The 2914-nt window shown below is 50.2% G+C and carries 1 rRNA gene; it reads right to left on the reverse strand.

From position 1 onward, the window contains the following. Window positions 1-2905, reverse strand: a 23S ribosomal RNA gene (locus tag FYJ33_RS15840). Window positions 2906-2914 lie beyond the last annotated feature (9 nt).

Consider the following 2914-nt stretch of genomic DNA (forward strand, 5'->3'; position numbering starts at 1 on the left):
TTGGTCAAGCCCTCGATCTATTAGTATCAGTCAGCTAAATATGTTACCACACTTACACCTCTGACCTATCAACCTTGTGTTCTTCAAGGGATCTTACTAGCTTACGCTATGGGAAATCTAATCTTGAGGTGGGCTTCACGCTTAGATGCTTTCAGCGTTTATCCCTTCCCGACATAGCTACCCAGCCGTGCCTTTGGCAAGACAACTGGTACACCAGAGGTCAGTCCATCCCGGTCCTCTCGTACTAAGGACAGCTCCTCTCAAATTTCCTGCGCCCGCGACGGATAGGGACCGAACTGTCTCACGACGTTCTGAACCCAGCTCGCGTGCCGCTTTAATGGGCGAACAGCCCAACCCTTGGGACCTACTTCAGCCCCAGGATGCGACGAGCCGACATCGAGGTGCCAAACCTCCCCGTCGATGTGGACTCTTGGGGGAGATCAGCCTGTTATCCCCGAGGTAGCTTTTATCCGTTGAGCGATGGCCCTCCCACGAGGTACCACCGGATCACTAAGCCCGACTTTCGTCCCTGCTCCACTTGTAGGTGTCGCAGTCAGGCTCCCTTCTGCCTTTGCACTCTTCGAACGATTTCCGACCGTTCTGAGGGAACCTTTGGGCGCCTCCGTTACATTTTAGGAGGCGACCGCCCCAGTCAAACTGCCCATCTAACAATGTCCCGTCACCAGTTTCATGGCGCCCGGTTAGAATTCCAGTACTGTCAGGGTGGTATCCCAAGGACGACTCCATCAAGGCTGACGCCCTGATTTCTTAGTCTCCCACCTATCCTGTACAGACAATACCGAAACTCAATGCTAAACTACAGTAAAGCTCTACGGGGTCTTTCCGTCCAATCGCGGGTAACCAGCATCTTCACTGGTACTACAACTTCGCCGGATTTACAGTTGAGACAGTGCTCAAGTCATTACGCCATTCGTGCGGGTCGGAACTTACCCGACAAGGAATTTCGCTACCTTAGGACCGTTATAGTTACGGCCGCCGTTTACTGGGGCTTAAGTTCATACCTTCGCTTGCGCTAAGTATTCCCCTTAACCTTCCAGCACCGGGCAGGCGTCAGCCCCTATACATCAGCTTTCGCTTTAGCAGAGACCTGTGTTTTTGCTAAACAGTTGCTTGAGCCTATTCTCTGCGACCTGCTATTAAACAGGCACCCCTTATCCCGAAGTTACGGGGTCAATTTGCCTAGTTCCTTAACTGTAATTCTTCCGCCGGCCTTAGGATTCTCTCCTCACCTACCTGTGTCGGTTTGCGGTACGGGCACTATTTCTCTCTCTAGAAGCTTTTCTTGGCAGCGTGGAATCAAGTACTTCGGATCCGTGGATCCTTCCCCATCACACCTCAGAATTGCCAGAACGGATTTGCCTATCCTGACTCCCTAAGTGCTTAGACTAGCACCAACAGCTAGCACACTCTATCCTCCTGCGTCACTCCATCGATAATAACGATTAATAGTGGTATCGGAATATCAACCGATTGTCCATCACCTACGCCTTTCGGCCTCGGCTTAGGTCCCGACTAACCCTCAGCGGACGAACCTTCCTGAGGAAACCTTAGGTATTCGGCCTGTGAGATTCTCACTCACATCTCGCTACTAATGCCAACATTCTCACTCGTAATCAGTCCACCGCTCCTTACGGTACGACTTCAGCCCGATTACGACGCTCCCCTACCCATCAGTAAAACTGATGCCGTAGCTTCGGTGGTAAGTTTGAGCCCCGGACATTTTCGGCGCAGGATCTCTCGACTAGTGAGCTATTACGCACTCTTTTAATGAGTGGCTGCTTCTAAGCCAACATCCTAGTTGTCTTAGAAATCCCACATCCTTTTCCACTTAACTTACACTTTGGGACCTTAGCTGACGATCTGGGCTGTTTCCCTTTTGACCACGGAACTTATCTTTCGTAGTCTGACTGCCGGACTTAATAGTATATGGCATTCGGAGTTTGATAAGGTTCAGTAAGCGCTATGCCCCCTAGCCCATTCAGTGCTCTACCTCCATTACTCATATCCGACGCTAGCCCTAAAGCTATTTCGGGGAGAACCAGCTATCTCCGAGTTCGATTGGAATTTCTCCGCTATCCACAGCTCATCCCATGATTTTTCAACATCAACGTGGTTCGGTCCTCCACGAGATTTTACTCTCGCTTCAACCTGGCCATGGATAGGTCACCCGGTTTCGGGTCTACGGCATGCAACTAGTCGCCCTATTCAGACTCGGTTTCCCTTCGGCTCCGTACCTTAAGTACTTAACCTCGCTACATACCGTAACTCGTTGGCTCGTTCTACAAAAAGCACATCATTGCACTCATAAGGTGCTCTGATCGGTTGTGGACACACGGTTTCAGGTTCTATTTCACTCCCCTCCCGGGGTTCTTTTCACCTTTCCCTCACGGTACTGCTTCACTATCGGTCATCAGGTAGTATTTAGCCTTGGGAGGTGGTCCTCCCTGCTTCCCACAAGGTTTCACGTGTCTCGTGGTACTCTGGAATCAGAACTATAAGACTCAAATTTAATCTACAGGACTATTACCTTCTGTGGTCTGGCTGTCCAGCCATGTTCGATTATCATCATCTTACGTTATGTTCTGTCCGCAACCCCGGAAACAAGTTTCCGGTTTGGGCTCTTCCGCGTTCGCTCGCCGCTACTTACGGAATCGAGTTTTCTTTCTCTTCCTCTAGGTACTTAGATGTTTCAGTTCCCTAGGTCTTCCCTCATATAGCTATGAATTCACTATATGATACATGGGGTTTCCCATGTGAGTTTCCTCATTCAGAAATCTCCGGATCACTGGCTATGTGCGCCTACCCGAAGCTTATCGCAGCTTATCACGTCTTTCATCGGCTCCTGATGCCAAGGCATTCACCATGCGCCCTTTGTAGCTTGACCTTTTTGTCC

It is taken from the genome of Inconstantimicrobium porci, assembly GCF_009696465.1.
Classification (GTDB): Bacteria; Bacillota; Clostridia; order Clostridiales; family Clostridiaceae; genus Inconstantimicrobium; species Inconstantimicrobium porci.